This is a genomic window from Ruegeria sp. B10, from assembly GCF_056539825.1.
This window is the reverse complement of sequence record NZ_JBQFVP010000022.1, coordinates 23,053-48,895: the sequence shown is the minus strand read 5'-3', so window position 1 is coordinate 48,895 and position 25,843 is coordinate 23,053. Positions and strand designations below refer to the sequence as shown.

The window sequence follows — 25,843 nt, the reverse complement described above, 5'->3', positions numbered from 1 at the left end:
AACCATTGTGCCCCTTGGAGCTTTCGACCCGCCGCAATCTGAGCGTTTGTTGCTTCTGATCGGATATTTAATGCGCAGTATGAAGTTGTTGAAATGGATAAATAGAATGCAATAAATTCACCATATGAATATCAATTCTCTCGACCTCAATCTCCTCAAAGCCTTCGATGCGATGTACCGCGAACGACATGTCGGCCGCGCTGGGGCGTCTATAGGTCTTGCTCAGCCCTCCATGAGCAACGCGCTGAACCGGCTTCGCGCCAGGTTCGAAGATCCACTCTTTCAAAGGGGGCCGGGCGGAATGGTGCCAACCAGCCGTGCGGAAGAATTGGCGCCAAAAGTGCAAGGCGCGCTGACGATCGTTTCCGAAATGCTGGAGCAAACCGAGTTTGATCCCAAACACGCCCAAGGCCAAATCACCGTTGCAGCTTCGGATTTAGCAATTCTTCGTTTGGCGCCTGCGATGGTCACTTACTTTGCAGAACACGCACCAAATCTTAGCCTGATCTTCGTACCGATGAACAAAACGGATCTGATTGATCAATTGGATGCCGAAACAGTGACGTTGGCCATTGGTACATTTGGTCAGCTTCCTGCGCGGTTTCATCGACGGACGATTATGCCGGACAGTTTTGTATGTATCGCCCGCCGCGATCACCCTTTGACCCGAGATGGTTTGACACTTGAGTCGTTCCTAGAGGCTCGTCATGCATTGATGACACTGAACAATGACAAAATCGGTTTTGTAGATAAGGCACTAAAGAAGCTTGGAAAAGCTCGGCAAGTGGTTTTGACCTGCGCCCAATTTGCTCTGCTACCCGATATCGTCGCTCAATCCGACTTGGTTGCAACGGTGCCAACGTCGTTGACACCGGTTGCGCAGCGCGCTGGGTGTGACGTCTTTCCAACGCCATTGGATTTGCCGAAATGGGAAAGCGAAATGGTTTGGACCCAGAAGACAGCACATGAACCCTTGGGGCGCTTCGTTGTAGACTCATTCACTGAAATGAGCCGTTCGACGGAACTCGATCTGGGAAACGCGTTTCCTGGGGTCAGAGTTCATAGCCAATAGATGACTGTAGTTTGCCGCGCTAGCGCTGGAGAAAAAGAGGGACGCTACGCCATCTGCATGTCGTTCAGTCAAAAAAAACCGCTAATGCCACCGCTCCGAATTCCAAGCCGTGAATCCTGCAGCGCAACGAAAATCAATACATCCTGACCTTACGGGTCGGACTGAACGTAACATCATCCAAAGCCTTAAAGCTAATTTGGTCCGGTCAGCCCTTTCAGAACGAAATCCGCTGTGCTTGGGCTGCTTGCGAAGGGTAGATCATAAACAATCACTAGACGGCTCAGGGCTTTGACATCCACGTCGTGCGGCATCGGCGACATTGGGTCGATAAAAAAGAACAAACCGTCCAGCCGGCCTTCGCAGATCATCGCCCCAAGTTGCTGGTCGCCGCCTAGTGGCCCGCTATGCAGCGCGGTGACGTTAAGCTCAGGCAAGGCGGCCCTGAGGCGGCCACCGGTGGTTCCGGTGGCGAATAACTCTGCCTGACTTAGGACGTCAGCATGGGACTGGGCCCATTCAACCATGAGGTCTTTCTTGGCGTCATGGGCAACCAAGGCCAGTTTGAGCGGTCTACCTAATGAATTGCTCGACATAGTCCGCCCCTAAACCAACCTCCTCGTAATGTTTACGGCACATGTCGATTTTAGTGAAGACGTCCTCGTACCCCATGGTTTTGCCCCATGGGTCGACATAAAGCATCACGCCGTTGACCTGGAAATAGGTGATCATTTCGTCGACATCATCGGGTACAATCAGAGTGTGGGTTTCGCCCGGCGGTTCGAACACATAGCCGCCTTCCTCCGCGACCCAGTCATGTTCCAGATAATGCCAGCGGCCTTTCAGAACAAAACCATGAACGGGCTGCGGATGCCGATGCCTCGACAGAACTCCGGATTTCCGCACCCGTAGCAGGTTCATCCAGTACCCCTGGGACCGGTTCAAGCAGAGCGGTCGGAACGAGACGTTTTCGGTTTGCGGCACCCAGACCCTCTCGTCTTTGGCGACGGCTTCAGGGATGATGATCTCTTCCTGCGCATCCTTGGGGAAGGGCAGTTGATAAGGCATCCTGGGATCGTCGTCGTTTCCTTGTACTGGCATCAGTTGCCCTCCTCACATTGCAGAATAGCCGCCGTCCACAGGATAGACAGCGCCGGTCACAAAAGCAGCCTCATCCGATAGTAGCCAAGCAGCCAGTGCGCCAACCTCGGATGGTTTGCCCCAACGGTCCAGCGGCGTCCGACCCAGAATAGGTTGGTTGCGGGCCGGATCGGCCCGCAGGGCCTCAGTCATTTCGGTTTCGATCCATCCGGGCGCAACTGCGTTGACGCGCACGCCATCTTCAGCCCATTTCCCGGCCAAGGCCTTGGTCAACTGAGCCACCCCGCCCTTACTGGCAGAATAAGCAGGAACAAGTGGCCCACCAAAGTAACTGAGCATCGACGCCGTGTTCACGATGGCCCCGCCTGACGCGGCTAAAAAGGGTTGCGCGGCCAGACAGCAGCGCATGGTACCGGTCAGATTGATGTCGATCACTGTCTCAAAAACGTCGATCTCATACTCCGCGCCGCGCGCCAGAATACCTGCGCAATTGACCAGCCCGTCGAGTTTCTTAATCCCACCGAAGAACGCGGCTACGGCCTGAGTATCCCGCACATCCAACTGCGCACAGACGTCGTCAGGGTGCTGCGCAGCATATTCCGAAACCTCTTCAGCTCCGACACCGGTCACGGTGATGCGCCATCCCTTACGGCGAAGTTCCCCTGCGATACCGGCGCCTATGCCGCGGGTGCCGCCAATTACAACGGCGTGTTTCATGGATCAGTCTCCTTCCGCAAGAAACGCCTCGACCGCGTCGCTGCGAGGCATCGGGGCAACCGCACCGTACCCTTGGGTCGAAAGCGCAGCAGCGGCGTTGGCATAGCGTGCGGCCTGAAATGGGTCGTCGCCCGCAACAATACGAGACAGGAAAGCACCGTCAAATGTGTCGCCTGCGGCCGTGGCATCCACCGCTTCGACCCGGCGGCCTTTGACACGTTCGCGCTTGTCTGGTGTCGCAACCAGGGTCCCTTCGGCCCCCAGCGTCAGGGCGACAATTTTTGCACCGAGGTTTAGGTAGAAATCCGCGATGGCATCCGGGTCGGACAAGCCTGTCAGTTGCTCGGCGTCATCCAGACCAGGAAGGGCAATATCGCATTGCGACATTGCAGCGTGCGTCACAGCGCGGGCGCGTTCGATCGGCCAGAGCTTCAGACGCAGATTGGTGTCGTAGGACACGAGGCCTCCGCCGTCCTTTACAATCTGAATGGCCCGAAACACGGTATCGGCGGCAACATCCGAAATCGCCTGACTGATCCCCGAAACGTGCAATATCTTCGCCGATTTCAACGCCGCCATTGGCAGATCATCTGGCTCCATCCGGCTACTGGCCGAGCCTGCGCGGAAGTAACTGAACTCATGCCCGTTCGCGCCATGCGTCACAAAATAGACCCCGGTATGAGCATCCGCGACCTGACGCACGGTCGAGGTGTCGATCCCCTCGGCCTTCCAAAGGTCCATGAAGGAATTGCCGAACGTATCGGCGCCGATATGCGTCACATAGCCGACGGACGCACCCTGTCGCGCGGCGGCGATTGCGCAGTTTGAGGTGTCACCGCCATGTCCCGGCAGGTAGTTCCCGTCAGGCTGCTGGTTGAACTCCAGCATCGGCTCGCCAAGGCACAAAATATCGGGGGTCATGGTCATCTCATCTTTGCAAAAAAGGGTCAGCCCAAGGGGGGCTGACCAAGGAGGTTGGGAGGGTTATTCGGTCGTATAGCTTTGGCCGACACCCGGAATCTTCCAGATACGGAAATTCGGGATTTCGGGGTCTTCAAAGTTCATATCGCCATCGACCCAGATATGCAGGTGGTTCGAGACCACATACATCTCGCCATCCGGACCCCAGGCCAGCGTATCCGGCCAGTTCATTTCCGGGTGGTGGACGAAACGGCTGACCTGACGGGTGGATTCATCGAACTTCATGATCCCGTCCAGCGACAGCGCGGTCATGTAGATGTTGCCCGCATTGTCAGCCGTCATCCCGTCGGTGTTGGAAGGCAGGACAGCCGCGATTTCTACAGCGTTTTCAATCACCGTCTCGTTGGCCTCGAAGTCTCGCAACACTTCGGTCGGAAGGCTATAGAGGTGATTGCCCGTCAAGTTGGTCCAGTAGAGTGTTTCTTTGTCGCCAGACAGCGCGATACCATCGGCACCGGTGCGCATGCCGCCATTTTTCAGCACTGGACGGTCGTCAATGTTGAAGACGAAATTCGGCTCATCATTGGTGAACCGGTGCTGGTCCAGAATGCGGCGCGCCGAATTGGTGTTGCTGTCATAGACAATCAAGCCACCATGCAGCGGGTCACAGAAGATGCCACTATCGGCAATATAAGCAAAGCCGGTGTCGTTATCGACAGCCAGATCGTTCAGGAAAGAACACTGACGATCCGCTTCTTGCGCCGTGAAGACATAACGCTGAATTTCCTTGTTCTCTTTCAGATCCCACAGAACCAGCTTCGCGTCGCCATCCTTGAACGGAGGGCCTGCCACGTGGCCCTGATCCAGGATCCACATCACGTCATTGCGGTCGATCTCAAAACCCAGAACGGCTTTCAGGCCATCGGGGTTCGACATGCTGTTCATTTCTTCAGACGGAAACGCCTCAAGTTCCCAAGTGCCTCCGTTTTTGACCAGCTTGGAAACGGTTGAGGGTATCTCGGCCCCACCCCAACGCGCGGTCGAAACATAGATGTTGCCCTGACTATCAACTTTGGCACCCTGAACCAACGCTTTGCCGTAAATCTCGCTCCCTTCCCAAGCGGATTTTGTCGCCTCGTCCTTGACGGCATAGGGCAGAGTGTTCCATTCCGCGACCACCTCGGGCTCGTTCGCGAGCGCCGGGGTAGCCAGAACGGCGGTAAGGGCCACCGTGTTGAGCATTCGTTTCAGCATGTATTCCTCCCTTGCTGAGGTCTGGTGTCCCGCAGGTTGTTGCGAGCAACCTGCGGGACGTTTTGTTGGTTTAGATGCGGCCGTATTTTGCCAGACCTTCGCGAAGCGAGCCGCTTTCGATGATCAGACGTGCCTGTTCGGCTTCGCGCTCATCAATCTCGCGTGCCATGTCCAAGATCGCTTCGGCGTGTTCACGGGGGACCACAACCGCACCGTCGATATCTGCCACGATGATGTCGCCGGGGTGTACAATCACACCGCCCATGTCGACTTCTACGTTCGAAGCCAGCGTACGAACGCGGCCCAGAGTGGTGCCTGGGTTAACGCAGCGGGAATAGACCGGGAAGTCATAGTCGCGCTTGATCTCGACCAGATCACGCACACCACCGTCCAGAACGGCACCTTCGTGTTTGTTGGCAACAGCTCCGGCGGTCATCAGACCACCCCACAGCGCCACATCGGTGGTGCCATTGGTCGAGATCACGATGACCGAACCGGCCTCGGATTCATCGATGGCGTCCAGCGCGTGTTGCGGCGGCAGGAATTCGTCAGTTGGTCCTTCCAGAATTGTTACGGCCGGGCCAACGATCTTCTTTTCATTGATGCGCGGTTTGATCGCGGCGGGCAGAAATCCGGTCTTGCCGGACACCTTGTCCACAGCATCAGCGACCGATGCGGTGGCCACGTCGCGAAACCCGGCAACGAGTTCTTGGGTGTTCATGAGAGTATCCTCTTACGTTGGGAAGATTGAAAAGATGCGGCTGTGAGAGACGCGTTGATTTGTGCGCGAGCCAAGTCGATGTGACCGGCCTCGAGCGCCTGGGCGGGCAGCAGATTTCCACACATGCCGACGCAAAGCGCACCGGCGTTCAGATAGGTTTGCGCAGTGTCAGGAGACACGCCGCCAGTCGGCATCAGGGCGAGATTGGAGAATAAGGATTTGACGGTCGTCAAAGCGATTTCGGGGTCGCTATAGCGGATCACCGGGACAATTTGCGCCGATCGCAAAGTGGTGACGAAATCTACCATTTGTTCACCCAGTGATCGGGTTGTTCGTCCCCAAGAACTCTCGCGACTTCACGCGCAGCGCATCGCTGCAGCACCGCAACCGAGCGTTCAGAGTACCAGGCAGCATGGTCCGACACGATGGTGTTGGGGCTGTGCAAAAGGGGGTTGGCTGGATCGACCGGTTCCTGTTCGAACACGTCGATCCCTGCCCCGAAAATGCGGCCTTGGTGCAGGGCCTGAGCCAATGCCGCTTCGTCCACCAAACCGCCGCGCGAAACGTTGATCACGATCGAGGTTGGCTTCATTTGCGCGATACGCTCGGCGTTCAGAATATGCCGCGTTTCGGGCGTGAGAGGAGCATGCAGACTGATGACGTCGGACGCTTTGCAGAGGTCGATCAAATCCACCTTTTGCACGTCCGCCGCTTGGGCTGCGTCGTCGCTAAGGTAGGGGTCGAAAACCAGAACCGAAGCGAACCCCATGGCCCGGAACTTCCGTGCAGCTTGCAGGCCGATCTTTCCGCAGCCAATCAGGCCAAGGGTGGCGTTTTCGCGGCTGGGGATCAACGCCGCCTGCCCTACTCCCCATTGACCCTGCCGCACTTCTGCATCTCGGGACGGAATACGCCGCTGCACGGCCAGATAAAGTGCCAGCGCATGTTCGCTGACTTCGGTTTCCGCACCATAGTCTGGTACATTCGCAACATAGATGCCGCGCGATTGCGCGTAATCCAGGTCGATATTGTCGACGCCCACCCCATAGCGGACGACGACTTTCAGGTTCGGGCAGGCATCGATCACAGCCGCATCCACAATGCGTTCCCGCACAAGGATGGCAACCGGATCCAGTGCCTGCAGGGCCGCGACCGCCTCCGTTTCCGGCCCGACCGGCGCGATCTGAACATCCTGCTCGGCCAACACCGAAGCCTCGGTGTCATAGGCGGCATAGCCGGGTTCAAGAATTGCGATGGTTTGGTGGGTCATGTGACGGTCCCTCGGCATGGGTTATTGGGCCTTGTAGGCTTCGACGGCGGCGTCGAGGCGATCGGGCCACTCCTCGCCGATCTCTCCCACGATGTATTCGCGCACGGCAGGCTGCGCGGCTTCGCGGAACAGGGCCTTTTGCTCGGGACTGACGGGGACCACTTCCATGCCTTTCTCCGACAGGATCGCGGTCGCATTCGCGTCCTGCGCGGCGGTCATGCCACGGTGGATCGTTTTCGAGATCTCGACGCATTGCTCGACGGCTTTCTTCTCGTCATCCGTCAGGCTTTCGAAGAACATGTCCGACATCAGATAGGCGTGCCAGCTGAACACATGGCCATCGAGCGAGACGTATTTTTGGTGCTGGTAGAGCGACGCGTTGACGATATTCGTCACGCCGTTTTCCTGACCGTCCACAACGCCCTGCTGCAGTGCACCGGGAAGTTCCGGCCACGGAACGGGTGTTGCCGATGCGCCGAGGCTTTCGACCAAAGTTACCCAAACCGGCGCGGTCATTACGCGCATTTTCAGGCCTTCCATATCGGCAGGTTCGGCCACGGGTTTCACGTTGTTGGTGAAATTGCGCACCCCGTTGTCGGCCACGCCAAAGCTGCGGATGCCGGTTTTGGCCCGCATGTCGTCGGCCAGCGCGTCACCGAATTCACTGTCCATCACCGCCCAGGCCATCGCCTGATCGTCGAACAGATAAGGCATCGCGAGAACCGAGAAGGGTTTGTAGACAGCCGAGATCGGGCCGTCATGAATCGCTGCCATCTGAACGGTGCCCAGCTGCAGCCCTTCCATAATCTCGGACCCGCCACCCAGTTGCGATGCTGGGAAGATCTGAACGTCGATCGAACCCGAGGTCTTGCCCTCGACGCAGGCTTCAAACGCCAACGCTGCGGCGTGTTTGGGCGAGCTCAGGTCAGCGGCTTGAAAATGTGCGTATTTCAGCTCTTTAGCCGAGGCCGCACTGGCGGCGGTCATTGCAACAACAGCTGTTGCCGTCATCAGTTTCGACATGGTTTTCATGAGGTTCCTCCCTTTCATGTCAGTTCGCAAATCCAAAGAAGTTGGGGATGAAGGTGCTGACGCCTGGCACAAGAATGACCAGAAGAAGCACTACGAGTTCAGCCAGCAGCAGCGGCAGAACCGCTTTTGACAGGCGTTCGATTTTCAATTGTCCGACCGTGGCGATCACGAACAGCACCGGACCAACCGGAGGGGTGATCATCCCGATAGTCAGGTTCAGCACTAACATCATCCCGAATTGCAGCGGGTCGATCCCCGCGGAATAGGCAATGGGACCTAGGATCGGAGTCAGGATGATCAGCGCTGGCAGCGTGTCGATAAAGAAGCCGCAGATCAGGGCAAAAGCCGCCAGAATGAACAGAATGCCCAGACGGTTGTCGGTGATCTGGGTGATCAGCTTGGCCAATTCCTGTGGAATTTGCAGGTAAGTCAGTAGCCAGGCAAAGATCGACGCCATCGCCACGATCAGGAAGACCGAGGACGTCACCACCGCAGCCCGCACAAAAGCGGCGTACAGAGCGCGGACCGTGAAGGCGCGCAGGATGAAACCAAGGAACAGAGCGTAGGCTGAGGCCACCGCGCCCGCCTCGGTGGGTGTGAACACACCGAAAAGGATACCGCCCAGAATGATTGCTGGCATGATCAGGGCCGGAATGGCCGCCAGGGTTGCACTGCGCAACTCAACCATGGTGGCGCGATGTTCACGCCCGCGGTAGCCGTTACGAGTGGACACGATATGGTTCGCGATGGCCAGCGCAACGCCCAGCATAACCCCAGGCACAATTCCAGCCAAAAACAGTCCGGCGACTGTAACTCCATTGGTCGAAATCGCAAAAATTACAGCCAGAATGGACGGCGGGATGATCGGGCCGATAGTGGCCGTCGCAGCGGACAGGGCACCGGCGTAGTTCTTCTCATACCCGGCCTCACGCATCATCCGCATGACGATGGCAGAAGGCCCTGCAGCATCCGCCAGAGCAGAGCCGCTGATCCCCGCAAACAGCATCGACACAAGGATGTTCACATGCCCTAACCCACCACGCACATGTCCAACCAGAGCGTTGGCAAAGCGCAGCAATGCGTTTGTTAGCCCGCAGGCCGTCATCAGCTCAGACGCGAGAATAAAGAACGGCACCGCCATCAGCGGGAAACTGTCGATCCCGGCGAACATGCGTTGGGTTGCGACCAGTGGGTTTAAAGAACCGTCGATAAAAATCGCGGACAGGCCGGCGATCCCCATCGTGAAGGCAACGGGAACACCCAGAAACAGCGTCGCGAAGAACAGGATGATCAGGGTTTTTGCCACGGCTTAGACCTCCGCCTCATCGCGCTTGGCGCTGGGGCCGTGTTCAAACTCTCGGCTTACGAAACGTTTTGCAAAAAAGGCCAACTGAATCAGGAAAAAAGTGCACCCGATCGGGATGGCGAGATAGGGAATGCCGCGCGAAATGCCGGTGGACATGGTTTCCTTGTTCCAGCCGAATTCAACGAATTTGACGCCCAGCCACAGCATCGTCGCCATGAAGGCGAACATGACGAAGACAATGCTCCAGCGCAGCAGGCGGGCCAGAGCTTCGGGCAGCAAATCCGGAATTGTGGTGATCGCGACCAACCGCCCCTCGCGCAACGCAAGACCGGCACCGCAAAAAGCGCCGAAGATCATCAGGTGTCTGGCGACCTCTTCAACCCAGGCCAGGGACGTACCGAACCCGTATCGCCCCACCACATTGGCGAAGACGATTGCAAAGACCGTAGCCAGCGCCAGAGCCACCAGCGCCCGGTTCAACGCAACAATCCATGTTTCCAGAGTTTGCAAAGACGCCCCTCCCAATGCCGTCTCCTCGTGAGAATCATAACTGGCATACTGTATGCTAATCTGTCAACACTACCACATTGTATGCCAGACGCAGGCCTGCTAATGTTGCACTGAGGAGAGCGACATGAGCCTATTCAACAGACCGAAATCATTGACGGAATTGGTGACCGAAAACCTGCGCGAGCGGATTATCAAAGGCGAGTTCGAACTGGGTGAGCAACTGTCTGAAGCTCGAATCGCCAAGAATCTTGAGGTCAGCCGTACCCCTGTGCGCGAGGCAATCAACCGGCTTGAGATGGAAGGGCTGTTGGTCGTTGAACCGCAAAGAGGCTCATTCGTGTTCAATCTGGAGCCCGAGGAACTCGCAAAACTTTGCGATGCACGTGTGTGCCTTGAAACAACCGCTTTGACCTCGGCCATGCAGACGAACCCAGAGGCGCTTCATGCCGCGCTTGATCAATGCGTTGATCGGATGACAGCGGCCCGTGAGGACGCGGATGATGCAGAATATCTTTATCAAGACACTCTATTTCACCAATGCCTTTTCGACTGTGCGGACAATCGGTTTCTGAACGACGCCTATCAAACGATTGCACTGAAAATGGCGGCTTTGCGCAGCCGGTTGGGGCATCACCCTGATCACATGGCTAAATCCCATCGGGAGCACATTGAGTTGCTTCAGTTCGTTCGGGATGGAGACGTTCCACAAGCCTTGGATGTGCTGAAACTCCATATAGACAGGAAGGAAGGATCTTATTGGAGCGATGCGACGCAGCCCGACGGAACAGGTTCAGGATAGCGTGCGATGAATCGTCTAACCGGGGATGCCCAACAACGCGAGAACCTCGGCGATGCCGGGTCCATTTGGCCAGTTGGTTTTCGTTCTAGAGCACGGCGCAATCTGATCGGATGAAGAGCGTCAGATATCTGCTAACCTTGAGCTCAACCCCGCGTTTTGGCATCACGGAGATCACACCCTCACAACGTCTGCGCCTCAATAGCCAAGGCCTGGTTCAGCAAGCCATACAGGCGGTACAAGCGGAAACGAGATGAAGACCCCGAAACGGGTTTTCTCTGACCCGGCCCAAACCCTACTCTACAGCACTAGTGGTTGAGTATGTTTGCGATTGGATTCTGTCCGCCAGACCTGTTTGATTGAAACCTCTATCCGGCGTCCACAAGGCTTTCATCTAAGAATGGCTGCGCAACCGCAGGCCAGAAAGGCAGTTTTCGCTTGGTGAGAGCAAGGTCGTGAAACGCAGGCTGTGTTCCTCCGGGGCTGGCAACCTGCAGGATGTGATCCGAAATTTGGCTGAAAGGGCCATAGAAATGGAACAGGGATTTCACCGCTACCACCGATTTCTCAGCCAGCCGGATGCCGATCTGCTCGAAGGCTCCAGGATGGTAAACCTGAACACGCAGATCGTTGACCAGCAAGTCGATCTCGCCATCCAAGCGGAGCCAGACCACGGTACCCATTGGTTCAAGACCAGTGCCGAGATGCTGACCCAGGCCTGTCTCTATGTTCATAACCCTTGCAATCAGGTCGATCGGATCCCCTGAAACCACACCGGTTTTTCCGCCAAGCCGAAGCTTCAATCTGCTTCCTATACCCGCATCCTGACAAATCCGCACTACTCCGGGATCCCAGAACAGACCACTGGCAAAATGTGTCATTCCACACTCCAGCATGGCTTTCAGCAAGTGGGTGGCGTCGCCCGGCGCTCCTCCGCCTGAATTGTCACCCATGTCCGCAAGAACGCATAGACCGGACCGTGTAGCAATTTGATCCAGCGCCTCGGAGATCGGTAGATACCGCGTGGTCACCTCGTTGCGCAAATCAAAGAAGCGCCACCCCAACTCCTCAGCCAGTTGCGCGGCCAGTTGTGCTTGGCCATCTGCAATAACAAGCATCCGCGCGCCGACATCTTCGACGTCAGCCCAGGGAAAACCGTGACTCAATGAAACTGATAACACACCGAGTCTGGTTTGAGCTTCGGCCATCTCGGCTACAAAATCCTTCATAGCCCCGGTTTTAGTCAGATAGAGGTTCATCATACGGGTATCAAAAAACGCCATCTTGGGCGCGATCTCACCCGCATTTGCCCGCTTTGCCAGATCAAACAGTTCGGCCGCGCAGGCCGTTGCATCGTCATGCGGGTATTCTCTGAAATGCACGATCAGATCGCTGGCGTTCAGCATCTTCTTTGTCAGATGAGAATGCAGGTCCAGCGAAACACCGATCGTTGCCTCCGGGCACTGTTCGCGGACGCGAGCCAGAATATCGCCCTCGCAATCCTCGATATGCTCAGCCACCATCGCGCCGTGCAGTTGCAGCAGGATGATATCTGCACCACCGCACTCCGCGAGATCAGACAGAATCTCGCCGCTCAATGCGTCATAACAGCTGCGCGTGGTCGGTCCGGCGGGTTCGGCTATGGCGGTCAGGCTTTCGACAACCTGCCAGCCCAGAGCTTCGGCCTTTTCACGCCACAGATGCAGTGCCTCCGTCATAAGGTTTGGAGGCTCCTGTGTCGCCGTACCATGCCGCAGGAAATAGTCCTCAAAACCCGACATCGCAGTCGGCATCGTGCAAAACGTGTTCGTCTCTGTAGATAGTGTTGCAATGAAAAGTTTCATAAATTCTCTGTTCCCAACACGTCAGAGGACGGCTGCGCGAGCCATCCTCTGATCTTTGGCGATGCTATCATATTTCACCAGAGTTATTCGGCTTTCCACCAACGCTCCATAAAGCTGCTTCCATCCAGATCCAGATTCGAACCGAATTTTTCGGGCGTGCCAACGCTTGGGCGCGTGGCAAAAACGTATGACGCAAACATCGGGATCGCGACACCGCCCTGATTGGCGACAATATCCTGCATCTCGCCATACATCTGGCGACGTTTTTCGGTGTCCAGTTCAGCCCGAGCCTCAACCAGAATCTTGTCGAATCTCTCATGCGACCAGAGAGATTCGTTCCAAGCGACACCGGATTGGAACGCCAATGAGAACATAAGATCCTCGACCGGTCGTCCGGCCCAATAGCTGGCGCACCAAGGTTTCTTCGTCCAGACCTCGGACCAATAACCATCATTTGGCTCTCGTTTGACAGAAACGTTGATCCCGCATTTCGCGGCCGAGTTCGAAATCAGCGTCGCCGCGTCCACCGCGCCAGGGAAAGCAGCGTCAGAGGACGAGAGTTCGACATTCAGCGACTCCAGACCAGCCTGTTTCAGATAGTATTTTGCCTTGTCCGGATCGAAAGTCTTTTGTTCAAGCTCAGCATTGAAATACTTCTGACCGGACCCGATTGGATGATCATTGCCGATCTCGCCGTAACCCAGCAGAATCTTGTCCACCAGCTCTTGCCGGTCGATGCCCCATTTGATCGCCTGACGCACATTGTTGTCGTCAAACGGCGCGGCATTGGTCAGCATCGGGAAGGAGTAGTGCTGCGTACCGGCAACCGAATGCAGCGTAACATTTGGATCACGCGAGACAAATTTGGCCGTCTTTGGATCAACCTTATCGGCAATGTCGACCGACCCCGCCGACAGCGCCGCCATCCGTGCGGTCGTATCCAGCAGCACCAAAAGTTTCCATTCGTCCACATGCGCGACATCAGAGTTCCAGTGGTTCCCGTGACGGGCCAGATCCGCCGAAATCCCTGGCTGGAAATCCTTTAGCTGATAGGCTCCGCAACCAATACCGGATTGCCAATCAATGCTGTCACCCTCTGCCGGCAGAATAGCAAAACGGTAGTCACTGAGGATGGCCGGGAAATCTGCGTTACCGCCCTCAAGCTCGAAAACGATGGTGTTTGGCCCGTCCGCACGCAATTCTTTCACACCGGCTAACAGCGGCGCCCCAGTCGAGGTTGACCCTTCTCCGCTGTGAAAATTGATCGAGGCAATCACGTCCTCAACTGTCACTGTACGACCATTGTGGAACTCGACCCCGTCGCGCATCTCGAAGGTCCAAACCGACGCGTCCGGCGAGGCCTCCCATGATTTTGCAAGTGACGGCTGCACGTTGCTGTCCGCGTCGATCGCAGTCAGGAAACCGTTCATGCCCAGGCTCAACGGGATCAGGAAACCCGCTGATATCTGCCCGGGATTGAGTTGCTCAGTCGTCCCGCCATGACCAATCCCAGCGATCATGCTTCCGCCTTTTTTGGGCGTGGCCGCGATAGCGCGATCCGCCAGAAGCGTTGCTGCACCGACGGTCATGCCGGTTGCCAAAACACCTCGCATGAACTGGCGGCGATCCACCTGACGCAATTGCAGACGCTGTTCCATCTGCCGCACGTATTGAAACTTATCCATTGCTTGACCTTCCCTGAGCCTTCTTCTGTTGCTCGGAAGATCACGCACCAATTTGAGCTTAACAATGACGCCACATTATGCTTTCTTTAGCGAGTTTATGCTAGCCAAGGCCCAACCATCGATGCACCAGAATTTAGCTGCAAACCTGCGTCACCTTTGTGCGGATTACCCGTCAGTGGCAGCTGTTTGCAGAGAGATTGGCATCAACCATCAGCAATTCGCCAAGTACCTCAACGGCCGCAGCATGCCCTCGCCAAACAACTTGCGCCGCATTAGCCGGTTCTTCGACGTGGGCGAGCATATCTTGCTGGGAGATCATGCAGAACTGCGGCTCCACACCACCCAACTCGCCAAAACCGAGGCGGATCGGCGACGAGACCCTCTGATCGATGTGTTCCCAGGTGATCTTCAACGGCTGCGGCCATTTCTCGGATCTTATCAAGTGTTCTTTCGCGCACCGAACGATCCAACCAAAGCCATTGTCAACGTTGCCTTTTTGGATGAGCGGAACGGGACGGTTTACAGCCGTGTCGTCGAAGCCTTAAGCGAAGGAAAGTCATCGACGCGCCGCTGGACAAGATGTGATGGCAAAGCCGCCTTCCGCGCGGGGCAGGTTTTTGTCGTCGATTCCGAACGCGGTCCAGACGCACCTGTCAGCCTGTACATTCTGAACAAACCCCATCGCGACAAGGCAAAGCTATTGTTCGGTACGATGTCTTATCTCGCTTCGTTGTCCGGCCGAACGCCGACCTCTTCTCCTGTCGTCTGGAAGAGAGCTGAAAACTACCGCTCAGTGCGAGAGCTGTTTTCGAAAAGCGGTATCGTCGATTTGAAGAGCACCAAACTGGATATGAAGGTTCGTCAACACCTTCTTGGTACGTCCACAGACTCTGGTGCGAATATTATTACTGAGTAGCAGAACCGCAGGATACCTGCGTATGGGGGTCGGTGCCCATTTGTTTCTGCTGGTGGGGGTGGATCACGTCTCAATAGCGAGATCAGTAAACATGTCTGATCTTACCTTTTTTGCACGCCGTGTAATGCTATCTGCGGTATACGGTGTCCTATCGTGACCTCGAAGAGAACGTGGCTGAACGCGGCGTGCGGATGGACAACGCCACTTTCAACAGGTGAATTGCTAAGTATTCGCCGATGATCGCAGTGTTCACGGCGAATCGATCTACATCCATAGGACCGCCGGTGAAGCGGGAAATACCCTTGATTTTATGCTGTCGGAGCAGAAGAACCGTCCAGCGAAAGCAAGGTTCTTTGCCAAAGCGCAGTCTTAAAATGGAATTCCAGACACGACCGTGATCGACAAGAGTGGAGCCTCTGCGGCAGGCATTAGAGAAGTGAAAAAATCCTTAGTCGGTTTGGTTGCTCAGCCAAAATCCAAACAGTTAAGTCCAATTACTTGAACATCCTGATCGAGCAGGATCATCGCTTAGTCAAGCGACGCGCACGGCAAATGTGCACGTTCTGATCCGCCTCGCGTACTCTGGACGGTATTAAGATATCCAACTCGATCCGGAAGCTGCAATTCTCTAGCTCCACAGCGGCTGGCTTTCGGCTATTTGCCGAGATCACAAGATAGGTTTGCCCAGTAAACCGCTAATTCCAGCTGTCCCAAAATTTTGCGACACATCCCATTTCCAGGTCTGATCATCCGCGCGATCTGAACCCAGACTTGCTGATGTCATAAAGTGCTCAAGGCCACTCAAAAACTTGCAACTTCTCTCATGCAGGTCGCAACGTTTCAGTTCAAGCTAGCCAAAAGATAATCTCCAACAATGGAGACTTCCTCTCCGCTCTTGACGTTGCGGGAGACAGCATAAGTGTTCTACCGGATTTCATTGCTGAAAATGGATTGGCTAGCGGGTAAGTCGAGCAGGTGATGTCAAGCTGGTCTATCAAGTTGTTTTGGCTGACGCTTTACTACCTCCATTCGAACAAGTCCCACCGATCACCGGGACGTCTGTCGAGTACTTTGAAAAAGTTGTGCAGGACTTCCCGAACCTGGAAACACAAGTTTGAAACCATTTGGGCCGCAAATCAGCTCTCGTTTTCAGGAAGGTCAGTCAGATCAAACGAAACTGTCTACGGGAGTATGACCAGGTGGTGTTGGGTTAGTCTATGAAGCAAAGGTCAAATTCTTCCGACGTTCAACAAGAACTGTAGAGCGTTACCGACTACTGCCTCAATAGAACTCCAAAACCTCACCAAATCGGTAATTCTCGTCAATCACTCTGAGCCAAACGTCAAACAACTCTGACCTAAAAACATACAGAGGTCGACTAAACACAATAGGATCCCTGAGACAGCAAGCACTGAACAACAAGCGTCTAAAACTTCGTGCGGGTTTCATAAACCCACGAGAGCTCTCGGTTTGTTTCAGGCTAGACCGGTCAGAGAGATCATCCCGCGCTACAAATCAAGCGATCAAGCATTTCGAACTTCTGCTTTATGAACTCAAGAACGCGCTCCGACGAAGCCGGCATGCTTCTAGCGCTGAGCGTAACGCATCCCAAGTGCCGGTCGGGATCACCGATTTTTATCGGAAGTGCTGCCAAAGTTTTTTGTCTTTGCATCATGAAGACCACCGAAAAAGGCAAAACGGTTAGGGAGTCTGAACCCGTCAGAACGTTCACAACCGCACTCAAGGACCCGCCTGTGAAACTGATTTTGAGGTCTCGCATACCGATACCGTCCAGCGTGTTTCTCAAGTCACGAAACAGCGGGCTGTTTGCAGGTGGCGCGATCCAGGAAAACTCGGTGATATCTTCCAGCTTCACCTCTTTCTTGCGCGCCAAAGGGTGCCCAACACGGCACGCAATGACGTTTCGACCAGGCAGGATTTGACGAAACGCGTACTCATCAGACACGTCTGCCGGGCGCATAGGAAGAATGGCCAAGTCCAGAGTTTCAGCGGACAACTGGGACAAAAGTTCAGTGGGGTATCCGTAGGATTGGTCGATCCGAATATTGGGATACTCGGCCTGAAACTCTGCAATCACGTTCGAGATAACACCATCCATGAAGATCGGCGTACCCGCAACCCGCACTGCACCGGCAATGCCCTGACGGTACTCGTCCACAACGCGGCTTGCATGGCGACCCGCGCTTAAGATTCTTTGACCTTCCTGAGCAAGCGCAAGACCAAGCTCAGTTGGTTGCAATGGTCTTCGGGTCGGCAGGAATAGGGGCTCTCCCACCCTGTCCTCCAAGAGAGAGACGCTTCTGGAGACACTGGGTTGAGATTTCCCAAGTAAAGCAGCGCCTTCGGTCAACCCTCCTGCCTCGACGATAGCCGCAAGAATCTCGAGATGTCTTGGATCAAGCTTCATAACCCAAAGTTATATTGATGGTCGATAATTCGATCAAGAGTGCTGTCTTTGCCTGCTAGCGTTCCCCCCAGATCCGCAATCCATCGCTTGTCAGGAACCCGCCCAATGGCTCTCAGCACCACCAGCATCAACGGCCAGAAAGTCAGGTACGGCGCAGGATTGCGCAACGATATCTGCACGGAGTTGGCGGAGCTGGGATCGAATAAGGCGATAATCCTGTCGACGCCTCAACAAGTCGATATGGCAATGGAGCTTGCGACAACTGTTGGAGATCGTGCTGCAGGCGTGTTCACTCGGGCAACAATGCACACTCCGGTCGGCGTGACCGAAGAAGCGGTTGAACACGCTTTGTCAGTCAATGCCGATAGCATTGTCTCCATCGGTGGAGGTTCGACGATTGGCTTAGGCAAGGCGATTGCCCTTCGGACCTCTTTGCCACAAATCGCCATCCCGACAACATATGCCGGCAGCGAGGCAACTCCGATCCTGGGCCAGACTGAGGATGGCATCAAAACTACCCTGACAGACCCGAAGGTTCTGCCGCGGGTCATTCTGTACGATCCCGAACTTGTGGCGTCATTGCCGCCCGCAATGACCGTGACCAGCGCCTTGAACGCAATGGCTCATGCAGCCGAGGCGCTTTATGCCAAGGATCGCACGGATCAGACCACGGAATTGGCGATCGACGGCCTTAGGGCGTTTGCGGAAGGTCTGCCGACCGTTGTCGAAAGCCCCGACGACCTGAAAGCCAGAGAAGAAACGCAGCGTGGTGCATGGGCCTGCGGCACGGTACTTGGTCTGGTCGGAATGGCTCTGCATCACAAGCTTTGCCATACGCTGGGCGGATCCTTCAATCTGCCGCACGCGGAAACCCACGCGATCGTTCTGCCCCATGCCATCGCCTACAACGCGATGGGTGTGCCGGAGCTGCTGGCACCCGTGTCGGAAATTCTCGACGGTTCTGAGCCCGGCCAGGCGCTTTGGGATTTTTCCAAATCCATGGGCGCACCAATGGCTCTGAAGGACTTTGGCCTGTCTGAGGCCGATCTGGATCGCGCCACCGAAATCGCACTCAAGAACCCGTATTGGAACCCGCAGCCGGTCACCGCTGACGGGCTGCGTGCGCTTCTTCAAAACGCGTGGGCGGGAAACGCCCCAAGCGTTTGACTTCACCGTGTCAAGGGAGGGACACATGATCACACGACGCAAATTGCTGCAATCCAGCGCTGCAACCGGCCTCGGGCTGGCCGCCGGCACGCTCGCTGCGCCCGCTATCGCTCAGGGTGCCAAGATCAAGCTGGGCTATGTCAGCCCGCAATCAGGTCCTCTGGCCGCCTTCTCCGAGGCCGACAAGTTTATTCTGGAGAACTTCGCCGCGTCCGAAGCCGGTGCAAATTTCGAAGTCATCGTCAAGGACAGCCAGTCGAACCCGAACCGGGCAGCAGATGTCGCGGGCGAGCTGATCGTGGATGATGAGATCGACCTGATGCTGGTCGCCTCGACACCAGAAACGACCAACCCGGTTGCCTCGACCTGTGAGGCCGAAGAAGTTCCGTGTATTTCCACTGTTGCCCCGTGGCAGCCGTGGTTCATCGGCCAGCAGGGCAACCCCGGCGATCCAGCCAGTTGGGAGCCGTTCTACTACGCCTATCACTTCTTCTGGGGCCTTGAGGACGTTATCTCAGTCTTTACGGCGATGTGGGGCCAATTGGAGACCAACAAGCAGGTCGGTGCATTGTTCCCGAATGACGGTGATGGCAATGCTTGGGGCGACGCGAATGTAGGATTCCCGCCAGTATTGTCAGAACTGGGCTATTCACTGACAGATCCCGGACGGTACCAGAACCTGACCGACGATTTCTCGGCCCAAATCAACGCATTTCGCCAAGCGAATGTCGAAATTGTAACCGGCGTGCCGATCCCGCCTGACTTCACCACCTTCTGGAGCCAGGCCAAGCAGCAAGGCTTCACCCCCAAGGCGGCTAGCATCGGCAAAGCCATCCTGTTCCCGCAAGCGGTTGAGGCCCTGGGCAACGCAGGCAACAACCTGAGTTCCGAGGTGTGGTGGTCGCCAACCCATCCGTTCTCGTCATCGCTGACCGGCGCAAGCTCGGCTGAATTGGCGCAAGGGTACATGGCCGCCACAAGCCGCCAATGGACCCAGCCTATCGGCTTTGTACACGCGCTGTTTGAAATGGCCGCCAACGTTATGGGCCGCGTTGATGACGCGGGTGATGGCGATGCCGTAGCCGAGGCTATCGCAGCGACGCAGTTGGATTCCATTGTTGGCCGGATCGCCTTTGATGGTGCGGGCTTGCCACCGTTCGCTGCGCAGAATGTCGCGAAAACACCCTTGGTCGGAGGGCAGTGGAGGCTCTTGGACAATGGCAGCTATGACCTCGTGATCGTCGACAACTCTTCAGCACCCGAAATCCCGACCGCAGGTGTGATGGAAGAAATCTCCTGATCGCAATGAAACCAGCGCCCCGGACCCTGTCCGGGGCAGGAACTCCGGTATGACCATTCTTTCGCTCAAAAACGTCTCGAAAAGCTTCGGTGCGCTCACCGTCACTGACGATGTCAGTTTTGATGTCGCTCAGGGGCAGGCCCTTGGGATCATTGGCCCCAATGGGGCGGGCAAGTCGACGCTGTTCAATCTGATTACCGGCAACCTGACCTCTGATGCTGGATCAATCCATTTCGACGGGGTTGACGTGACGCGCGTGCCGCCCATGCAGCGCTGCTTGTCGGGCATAGGGCGTTCGTTCCAGATCCCTCAGCCGTTTGATCATCTGACAGTGTTCGAAAACCTGCTTGTGGCCGCGACACATGGGCAGAGCAAATCCGAACATGAGGTCGAACAGGACTGCGCCCGCATTCTCGAGAAAACGGAACTTTTGGATGTGTCTAATGACACGGCCGGTGGATTGCGGCTGTTGCAACGCAAACGGCTGGAGTTGGCCCGCGCGATGGCAACCAATCCAAAGCTATTGCTGCTGGACGAGATTGCCGGGGGGCTGACCGACGCGGAATGCACAGCACTGATCAACACGATCAAAGGACTGCACAGCAGTGGCGTCACGATCATCTGGATTGAACACGTTCTGCATGCACTCACCTCGGTCGTCGAACGGCTACTGGTTCTGGATTTCGGCAAGGTCATCGGCCTCGGCGAACCGGATGAGATCATGAACAGCCGGGAAGTCAAAGAAATCTATCTGGGGATCGAAGTCTGATGAGCCTGTTAGAGACCCACGCGCTGACCGCCCATTACGGAGATTTCCAAGCCCTGTTCGGCGTGGATATCCATCTGGGCGAAGGTGAAACCGTCGCCATCATCGGGGCAAACGGGGCCGGGAAATCGACACTCATGCGCTCGATCTCGGGCGTTCTGACCAACGGGTCGGATCAAGTGCGCTTTGACGGCCAACCCATTGGGGGCTTGGCTGCTGATGAGATCATGGCGCGCGGCGTGGCCATGGTGCCCGAGGGGCGCCGGCTGTTTCCTTCCCTAAGCGTCGAGGAAAACTTGCTGATCGGCACCTATGGCCGCAAGGTATCTGGCCAATGGTCTTTGCAAACAATCTACGACCTGTTCCCGATCCTGAAAGAGCGCCGCAACCACCCCGGCACCGCCCTGTCTGGCGGGCAACAGCAGATGGTTGCAATCGGTCGCGCGCTGATGAGCAACCCCCGTGTTCTACTCTGTGACGAGATCAGCCTTGGCCTCGCGCCGGTGGTCATCAAAGACATCTACGATGCCGTCCCCCGCATTCAGGAGGCCGGGGCCAGCCTGATCGTGGTGGAGCAGGACATTGGCCAGGCGATGAAAGTCGCGGATCGCGTCTACTGCATGATGGAGGGCCGCGTCACGCTGGAAGGAACCGCAGACACGCTCAGCCGCGAGGCCATTCACGACGCCTATTTCGGAGGAGCCGCCGCATGATCTGGATCGACACCATCATTCAGGGCGTTCTGTTGGGCGGGCTCTATGCGCTGTTCGCTGCAGGACTTAGCCTTGTGTTCGGGATAATGCGTTTGGTCAATCTGGCCCATGGCGATCTCATCGTCTTTGCGGCCTATCTGATCCTTCTATTGGTCTCGCTGCTTGGTCTCTCTCCGTTTTTGGCAGCGATCATTGCCGCACCGATCATGTTTGGCGTGGGTTGGGCTTTGCAGAGACATGTGCTGAACCACGTGCTGGGGCCTGATATCCTGCCGCCTTTGCTTGTGACATTCGGTCTGTCGGTTGTCTTGCAGAATGCTCTGCTCGAAGGGTTCTCAGCCGATAGCCAACGTTTGCCTGCGGGTGAGATTGCAACGGCTTCCGTTCAGATGGGCGGGCTGAACCTCGGCGTACTACCGCTGCTGACCTTTGCCTCGGCAATCCTTGTCATCGTCGGTCTGAACCAGCTTTTCTATCGAACGGAATTGGGGCGGGCGTTCCGCGCGACTTCGGATGATGCGGTGACAGCGGGTCTAATGGGTATCCGGCCAGAACGTATCTTCGCCACTGCGACCGCGATCGCAATGCTCGTGGTGACTTTGGCGGCGCTTTATCTGGGAATGCGGGCAAACTTTGACCCCAATATCGGCCCAGCGCGCCTAATCTACGCCTTTGAGGCCGTGATCATTGGTGGCCTCGGCAGTCTGTGGGGCACTCTGATCGGAGGCATCATCATCGGCGTCGCGCAGACTGTCGGAGCCGCAATCAACCCCGAATGGCAAATCCTGGCCGGTCACCTGGCGTTTCTCATCGTGCTTCTGATCAAACCCAGAGGCCTGTTTCCAAGGGCGGTGGACTGATGGCTGACCTTTCAATGTACCGCGTTCAGACCCAGACCCGCGCGTCCTACAGTGCCGGAGCTGTCTGCATCGCCCTGATCATCCTGTTCATCCTGCTGCCGACCTTTGCCAGCAGAGGGTTGATTCAAGACCTGTTCTTCATCTTCACCATGCTTGTACTGGCGCAGTTCTGGAACCTGCTGGCGGGGTATGGTGGCCTTGTGTCCGTCGGCCAGCAAGCCTTCGTGGGCATGGGGGCCTACGCCATGTTCGGCGGTGTCATCCTTTGGGGTATGGACCCGGTTCCGGCAATCCTGCTGGGCGGCGTTGCAGCCCTGATTGTCGCCATACCCACGGCTTTCTTCGCCTTCAGGCTGCAAGGAGCTTACTTCGCCATCGGCACATGGGTCATCGCCGAGGTCATGCGCCTGCTGGTGGCACAATGGAAAGTGCTCGGCGGCGGCACTGGAACCTCTCTGCCGCGCACCGCGACGCGTGAGATGTGGGCCACCGAGTGGATCCAGACCACCTTTGACGTTCGCGGAGCGGCAGCGCGCGATATCCTGACCTACTGGCTGGCATTGGCGCTGGTGATCGCAACGATTGCGGGCATCTACTGGCTGCTCAGAACAAAGCGCGGGCTGGCGCTGGCTGCGGTACGCGACAATGTCGAAGCAGCGAAATCCGTTGGCGTTGATGCGGTGCGGATGAAGTGGTTGGTCTACCTCGTCTCAGCCGCTGGGACGGGACTGACGGGCGCTCTGATTTACGTACAGAAACTGCGCATCTCTCCGGACGCAGCGTTCTCGGTCACCGACTGGACGGCCTACGTGATTTTCATTGTCGTGATCGGAGGCATCGGCACCATCGAAGGCCCGATCCTGGGCGTGCTGATCTTCTTCATCTTGCAGAGCCTGCTGGCTGACTACGGCTCCTGGTACCTCATGGTGCTCGGGCTGATCGGGATCGCCGTCATGCTCTTCGCACCGCGCGGCATCTGGGGGCTGATCTCTGAGAAAACCGGACTTCAAATATTCCCCGTGCGCCGTCGTTTGGTGGTTGGCGCGCAGTCGAACAAGGAGGATTGATCCATGAAAACACTCGCGAAGGTTGCAGTCACAGCACTTGGAACTGGCGCATTTGCTGACAGTTCCCTGCCGGGAATGACGGGCACAGACCACGTGGGATTTACAGTCCCGAGTGTCGATGAGGCCGTCACCTTCTTTCAGGACGTCATCGGTTGCAATGTGTTCTACCCGTTGGGACCGTTCTCGGGCGGCGACAGCACTTGGATGGCGGACCATCTAAACGTGGACGCCAAGGCCGAGATCCCGACGATGCGGCTGGTACGCTGCGGCAATGGCGCAAATTTCGAGATCTTCGAATATACCGCGCCGGATCAGGATACGAAACTGCCGCGAAACTCAGATATCGGCGGGCATCATATCGCGTTTTATACCACCGATATGGAAGGTGCCGTCAGCTATTTGCAGGATAAGGGCATTGAGGTCCTGGGCAACCCGACAACCATGACCGACGGGCCAAGCGCTGGCGAAACCTGGGTCTATTTCCTCGCCCCCTGGGGCATGCAGCTGGAATTGGTCAGCTACCCGGACGGCAAAGCCTATGAGGCCGAATATGACGGCCGCCTCTGGGATCCGCGGTCCTAACAATCAAAGAATAAGGGAGAGAGCTTATGGCCACCATCACAACGGATGTCCTGATCATCGGGACCGGCCCGGCGGGGTCTGCAACGGCGGCTTTGCTGTCCAGCTATGGCATCGAGAACATGGTCATCAACCGCTATCACTGGCTGGCCAATACGCCGCGGGCGCATATCACCAATCAGCGCACGATGGAGGTGCTGCGCGACCTTGGTCATGAGGTCGAGGCCGAAGCTTATATGCACGCCGCGCATCAGGATTTGATGGGTGAAAACGTGTTCTGCGAAAGCCTCGCCGGTGAGGAAATCGGACGGATGAAAAGCTGGGGCAATCATCCTTTGTCTAAAGCCGAGCACCTTCTGTCCAGCCCGACGATGATGAACGACCTTCCGCAGACATTCATGGAGCCGATCCTGTTCGGCACCGCCTGCCGTCGCGGTACGCAAGCGCGCATGAGCACCGAATACTTGCGACATGAGCAAGACGCAGAAGGCGTAACGACCACATGCCTCGATCGTTTGTCGGGCGAAGAAATCACGATCCGATCGAAATACCTTGTCGGCGCGGATGGGGGTAATTCTCTGGTCGCGGAACATGCCGGTTTGCCTTTTGAAGGTCAGATGGGCGTCGGCGGGTCCATGAACATCCTGTTTCGTGCGGACCTCAGTAAATACGTCGCGCATCGGCCATCGGTCCTCTATTGGGTGATGCAACCGGGTGCCAATGTAGGCGGCATCGGCATGGGTCTGGTCCGCATGGTCCGCCCATGGAACGAATGGCTCATTGTCTGGGGCTATGACATCAACCAACCAGCGCCCGAAGTTGACGAGGCCATGGCCACTCAGGTTGCGCGGCAACTGGTTGGCGACCCTGAGCTTGAGATCGAACTGATCAGCGCCAACACCTGGACCGTCAACAATATGTACGCGACCCATATGCAGAAGGATCGCGTGTTCATCATGGGTGACGCCGCGCATCGGCACCCGCCTTCAAACGGGCTGGGGTCGAACACCTCAATACAGGACAGCTTCAACCTCGCCTGGAAACTGGCGGCTGTCCTGAAAGGCCATGCCGGAGAGAGCCTGCTCGACAGCTACAGCGAAGAACGCGCTCCAGTCGCCAAACAGATCGTCACGCGAGCCAATCAATCCATTGGCGAATTCGGACCGATCTTTGAGTCACTCGGAATGGCCGAAGGCGTCGACCCAGAGGTCATGCAAAGCAACCTTGAGGCTCGCACAGGATCAACACCTGAAGCTGCGGCACAAAGACAGGCCATTCGCGAGGCGATTGCCTTTAAAAAATATGAGTTCGATGCGCATGGCGTAGAAATGAACCAACGCTACGACTCCTGTGCGATTGAAACGGATGGTCAACCCGATCCCGGTTTTGATCAGGATGCGGAGCTGCACTACCAGCCCACGACTTGGCCCGGCGCGCGTATTCCACATGTCTGGGTGTTTGATCATGATACAGGGAGCAAACATTCAACTCTGGATTTATGCGGTCGCGGAGAATTCACCGTTCTGACCGGGATTGGTGGAGAGGCTTGGGTAACGGCGGCCGAGACCATCTCGAAAGAACTGGGCATGCCCATTCGCTGTCACGTCATCGGCCCGCGCCAGACTTATGTTGACCACACCGGGGATTGGGCTCGCGCGTCGGAGATTTCGGATACGGGCTGTTTGTTGGTCCGTCCTGATCAACACGTGGCGTGGCGCTCAGCCGATATGGCTGCTGACGCCGAAGCCGAACTGCGTCGCGCGCTGACCACAGTCCTTTCGCGATGAGCCAATCTGGAGCAAACTTACACAAGTCAGGAGG

General features: G+C 56.5%; 25 protein-coding genes. 11 read left to right on the top strand and 14 right to left on the bottom strand.

Going from position 1 to position 25,843, the window contains the following annotated elements:
- Positions 1 to 124 precede the first annotated feature (124 nt).
- On the top strand, positions 125 to 1,072 hold the full coding sequence (locus ACR0J4_RS22245) for a LysR family transcriptional regulator (protein ID WP_170644245.1): 948 nt from the start codon (positions 125 to 127) through the stop codon (positions 1,070 to 1,072).
- A gap of 191 nt (positions 1,073 to 1,263) precedes the next feature.
- Here the strand turns inward: ACR0J4_RS22245 and ACR0J4_RS22240 are convergent, their stop codons facing one another.
- From ACR0J4_RS22240 to ACR0J4_RS22190, 11 genes are all read right to left on the bottom strand, one after another.
- Positions 1,264 to 1,665 carry a methylglyoxal synthase gene (locus tag ACR0J4_RS22240; protein WP_170644247.1) on the bottom strand — a complete coding sequence of 134 codons (402 nt, stop codon included), beginning with the start codon at positions 1,663 to 1,665 and terminating at the stop codon, positions 1,264 to 1,266.
- Positions 1,643 to 2,170: a 2,4'-dihydroxyacetophenone dioxygenase family protein gene (locus ACR0J4_RS22235; protein ID WP_170644249.1), complete on the bottom strand. Its 528-nt coding sequence runs from the start codon at positions 2,168 to 2,170 to the stop codon at positions 1,643 to 1,645. Before ACR0J4_RS22235 ends, ACR0J4_RS22240 begins: the two co-directional genes overlap by 23 nt.
- Before the next feature lie 12 nt (positions 2,171 to 2,182).
- A complete protein-coding gene (locus tag ACR0J4_RS22230; RefSeq protein ID WP_170644251.1) occupies positions 2,183 to 2,887 on the bottom strand; it encodes an SDR family oxidoreductase in 705 nt (234 codons plus the stop codon).
- 3 nt (positions 2,888 to 2,890) lie between these two features.
- A complete protein-coding gene (locus tag ACR0J4_RS22225; RefSeq protein WP_170556299.1) occupies positions 2,891 to 3,808 on the bottom strand; it encodes a sugar kinase in 918 nt (305 codons plus the stop codon).
- Between the two features lie 63 nt (positions 3,809 to 3,871).
- Positions 3,872 to 5,062, bottom strand: a complete 1,191-nt coding sequence (locus ACR0J4_RS22220; protein ID WP_170644253.1) for an L-dopachrome tautomerase-related protein — start codon at positions 5,060 to 5,062, stop codon at positions 3,872 to 3,874.
- A 70-nt stretch (positions 5,063 to 5,132) separates the two neighbouring features.
- The gene (locus ACR0J4_RS22215) at positions 5,133 to 5,783 is read right to left on the bottom strand and encodes an RraA family protein (protein ID WP_170644255.1); all 651 of its coding nucleotides are present in this window, start codon (positions 5,781 to 5,783) and stop codon (positions 5,133 to 5,135) included.
- On the bottom strand, positions 5,780 to 6,091 hold the full coding sequence (locus ACR0J4_RS22210) for a beta/alpha barrel domain-containing protein (RefSeq protein WP_170644257.1): 312 nt from the start codon (positions 6,089 to 6,091) through the stop codon (positions 5,780 to 5,782). The genes ACR0J4_RS22215 and ACR0J4_RS22210 overlap by 4 nt, the downstream gene beginning before the upstream one ends.
- Entirely contained in the window at positions 6,085 to 7,053 is a 969-nt protein-coding gene (locus ACR0J4_RS22205) for a C-terminal binding protein (RefSeq protein WP_170644259.1), read from the bottom strand. The genes ACR0J4_RS22210 and ACR0J4_RS22205 overlap by 7 nt, the downstream gene beginning before the upstream one ends.
- 21 nt (positions 7,054 to 7,074) lie before the next feature.
- Entirely contained in the window at positions 7,075 to 8,085 is a 1,011-nt protein-coding gene (locus ACR0J4_RS22200) for a DctP family TRAP transporter solute-binding subunit (RefSeq protein WP_480668827.1), read from the bottom strand.
- 19 nt (positions 8,086 to 8,104) lie between these two features.
- Entirely contained in the window at positions 8,105 to 9,391 is a 1,287-nt protein-coding gene (locus ACR0J4_RS22195; protein ID WP_170644261.1) for a TRAP transporter large permease, read from the bottom strand.
- A gap of 3 nt (positions 9,392 to 9,394) precedes the next feature.
- Positions 9,395 to 9,901 carry a TRAP transporter small permease gene (locus ACR0J4_RS22190; protein ID WP_170644263.1) on the bottom strand — a complete coding sequence of 169 codons (507 nt, stop codon included), beginning with the start codon at positions 9,899 to 9,901 and terminating at the stop codon, positions 9,395 to 9,397.
- A 124-nt stretch (positions 9,902 to 10,025) separates the two neighbouring features.
- On the opposite strand from ACR0J4_RS22190, the gene ACR0J4_RS22185 reads away from it, so the two are divergent.
- On the top strand, positions 10,026 to 10,700 hold the full coding sequence (locus tag ACR0J4_RS22185; RefSeq protein ID WP_170644265.1) for a GntR family transcriptional regulator: 675 nt from the start codon (positions 10,026 to 10,028) through the stop codon (positions 10,698 to 10,700).
- A 365-nt stretch (positions 10,701 to 11,065) separates the two neighbouring features.
- Here the strand turns inward: ACR0J4_RS22185 and ACR0J4_RS22180 are convergent, their stop codons facing one another.
- Positions 11,066 to 12,541: a M81 family metallopeptidase gene (locus ACR0J4_RS22180; protein WP_170644267.1), complete on the bottom strand. Its 1,476-nt coding sequence runs from the start codon at positions 12,539 to 12,541 to the stop codon at positions 11,066 to 11,068.
- Between the two features lie 83 nt (positions 12,542 to 12,624).
- Positions 12,625 to 14,226 (bottom strand): ABC transporter substrate-binding protein, encoded by a 1,602-nt coding sequence (locus tag ACR0J4_RS22175; RefSeq protein WP_480668826.1) that lies wholly within the window; start codon positions 14,224 to 14,226, stop codon positions 12,625 to 12,627.
- Positions 14,227 to 14,290: 64 nt separating this feature from the next.
- On the opposite strand from ACR0J4_RS22175, the gene ACR0J4_RS22170 reads away from it, so the two are divergent.
- Complete coding sequence (locus ACR0J4_RS22170; RefSeq protein WP_170644269.1) at positions 14,291 to 15,142, top strand: helix-turn-helix domain-containing protein; 852 nt, start codon at positions 14,291 to 14,293, stop codon at positions 15,140 to 15,142.
- Between the two features lie 1,498 nt (positions 15,143 to 16,640).
- On the opposite strand, the gene ACR0J4_RS22165 is transcribed toward ACR0J4_RS22170, so the two are convergent.
- The gene (locus tag ACR0J4_RS22165) at positions 16,641 to 17,570 is read right to left on the bottom strand and encodes a LysR family transcriptional regulator (RefSeq protein ID WP_170644271.1); all 930 of its coding nucleotides are present in this window, start codon (positions 17,568 to 17,570) and stop codon (positions 16,641 to 16,643) included.
- Positions 17,571 to 17,675: 105 nt separating this feature from the next.
- Between ACR0J4_RS22165 and ACR0J4_RS22160 the strand changes: the two genes are divergently transcribed.
- Genes ACR0J4_RS22160 through ACR0J4_RS22125 form a run of 8 tightly spaced genes read left to right on the top strand, consistent with a single transcriptional unit; the run spans position 17,676 to position 25,809 of the window.
- Positions 17,676 to 18,737, top strand: a complete 1,062-nt coding sequence (locus ACR0J4_RS22160; protein WP_170644273.1) for a maleylacetate reductase — start codon at positions 17,676 to 17,678, stop codon at positions 18,735 to 18,737.
- Positions 18,738 to 18,762: 25 nt separating this feature from the next.
- Complete coding sequence (locus ACR0J4_RS22155; RefSeq protein WP_170556310.1) at positions 18,763 to 20,037, top strand: ABC transporter substrate-binding protein; 1,275 nt, start codon at positions 18,763 to 18,765, stop codon at positions 20,035 to 20,037.
- Between the two features lie 49 nt (positions 20,038 to 20,086).
- A complete protein-coding gene (locus tag ACR0J4_RS22150) occupies positions 20,087 to 20,806 on the top strand; it encodes an ABC transporter ATP-binding protein (protein WP_170556311.1) in 720 nt (239 codons plus the stop codon).
- Positions 20,806 to 21,516 (top strand): branched-chain amino acid ABC transporter ATP-binding protein, encoded by a 711-nt coding sequence (locus ACR0J4_RS22145; protein ID WP_170644275.1) that lies wholly within the window; start codon positions 20,806 to 20,808, stop codon positions 21,514 to 21,516. Before ACR0J4_RS22150 ends, ACR0J4_RS22145 begins: the two co-directional genes overlap by 1 nt.
- Positions 21,513 to 22,376 carry a branched-chain amino acid ABC transporter permease gene (locus ACR0J4_RS22140; RefSeq protein ID WP_170644277.1) on the top strand — a complete coding sequence of 288 codons (864 nt, stop codon included), beginning with the start codon at positions 21,513 to 21,515 and terminating at the stop codon, positions 22,374 to 22,376. Before ACR0J4_RS22145 ends, ACR0J4_RS22140 begins: the two co-directional genes overlap by 4 nt.
- Complete coding sequence (locus ACR0J4_RS22135) at positions 22,376 to 23,443, top strand: branched-chain amino acid ABC transporter permease (protein ID WP_480668825.1); 1,068 nt, start codon at positions 22,376 to 22,378, stop codon at positions 23,441 to 23,443. The genes ACR0J4_RS22140 and ACR0J4_RS22135 overlap by 1 nt, the downstream gene beginning before the upstream one ends.
- 3 nt (positions 23,444 to 23,446) lie before the next feature.
- Positions 23,447 to 24,025 carry a VOC family protein gene (locus ACR0J4_RS22130; protein ID WP_170644279.1) on the top strand — a complete coding sequence of 193 codons (579 nt, stop codon included), beginning with the start codon at positions 23,447 to 23,449 and terminating at the stop codon, positions 24,023 to 24,025.
- A 26-nt stretch (positions 24,026 to 24,051) separates the two neighbouring features.
- On the top strand, positions 24,052 to 25,809 hold the full coding sequence (locus ACR0J4_RS22125) for an FAD-dependent oxidoreductase (protein ID WP_170644281.1): 1,758 nt from the start codon (positions 24,052 to 24,054) through the stop codon (positions 25,807 to 25,809).
- Positions 25,810 to 25,843 lie beyond the last annotated feature (34 nt).